Here is a 1,372-nt window from a genome sequence, read left to right on the forward strand (position 1 = left end):
GGCCCGCCGGCCGCCCAGCCAGAGCGCCGCCGCGCCGGCCACCACGCCGACGACCGCGCCGCCGGCCAGCAGGTAGCGGGGCAGCGACGGGCTGATGGTCCGGGCGCCGTCGGGCATCAGGCCGGTGCGGACCAGCCGGTCGTAGTTGAGCACGATCACCTTGAGCGCCTCGATCGGCCGGTCCACGAACGCGTCCGCGCCCCGGCTGATCACGGTCTCCGTGACCGCCGACCGGCCGATGTCACGCGGGCTGTCGCCACCGACCCGGGAGCAGCCGTAGGTGTCCCACTCCCCGCCGTCCCGGCTCATCGCCAGCACCAGCGTGCCCCCGGTGGCGCGTTCGGTGTCGTCGCACGCCTCGCGCAGGTCGGCTCCCGGCGCCATGAGCAGGACCACCAGCCGGCGGTTGCCGACGACCCGCTCGGCGGCGGCCCGGTCCAGGTCGACGCCGGGCGCCGCGTAGACCGACGAGGCCCGCACGTGCCGGGCCACCGGGCCGTCGAACAGGCCGCCGGACCACAGCGCCCACCCGGCCAGCGCCAGGCAGGCCAGCACCGCCCGGCCGAACGCGGTGCCGACCAGCCGGCCGAACAGCCGGCGCGCGACGGCGGTCACGACAGCCTCCCCCGCAGGTAGACGTCCGGCCGGTAGCCGGGCATCCGCACGTCCCGGGCCACCCGGTCCAGCTCGGCCGCCGCGTCGGCCAGCAGCCCGCGTACGTGCCGGTCGGGCAGGCCGTCGTCGAGCGCGTACCGGGCCGCGCGCAGCCGGCCGACGCCCCGCACCAGCGCCGGATCGGTCCGGGCGTCGGTGAGCAGGGACAGCTCCACGGCCAGCGCGGAGAGCCCGGCCAACCGGGCCGGTGTGCCACCCGGTCCGACGTCACCGGGCCGGCTCCGGCCGGCGCCGCGCACGGTCCGGATCGACAGCACCACGAACCCGGCCACGCAGCCGGCGAAGAGCCAGGGCAGCGCCGGCAGCGCCACCCGCAGCGGGTCGAACGGCCGGTACGGCAGCGGCCTGTCGAACAGCCCCGCGTAGCGCACGTCGGTCACCCGGTCCAGGTACGCGCCGAGCACGTTGAGCTGCGGATAGTCGTAGCGGCTGAGCCGGCCGCCGTACTGCGCGTAGAAACTGACGCCGACCACCTCGGCGAAGTCCGCCGCGCCGGGGCCGTGGTACTCGATCCAGCCGCCGTACATCACCACCACCGGCCGATCCGGGGCGAGCCGGTGCAGCGCCGGGCCGTACGCCGGCAACGCCGTCCCGTACGGCTGGGCCGGCAGCGCCACGAACCAGGCCCCGCCCGGGAACGCGTCCCTGGCGGCGTCCGCCGGCAGCCGGGGCAGCGTGGCGCCGGGCGCGACGTACC

2 pseudogenes are annotated in these 1,372 nt (G+C 77.4%); both read right to left on the reverse strand.

The annotated features are described in order from the left end of the window. Window positions 1-615, reverse strand: a pseudogene (locus HUW36_RS32930) (hypothetical protein); the annotation flags it as partial. Beyond that, a pseudogene (locus tag HUW36_RS32935) lies at window positions 612-1,372 on the reverse strand (hypothetical protein); the annotation flags it as partial. The pseudogenes HUW36_RS32930 and HUW36_RS32935, both read right to left, overlap by 4 nt.

Source organism: Micromonospora maritima (assembly GCF_902825405.1).
Lineage (GTDB): Bacteria > Actinomycetota > Actinomycetes > Mycobacteriales > Micromonosporaceae > Micromonospora > Micromonospora maritima.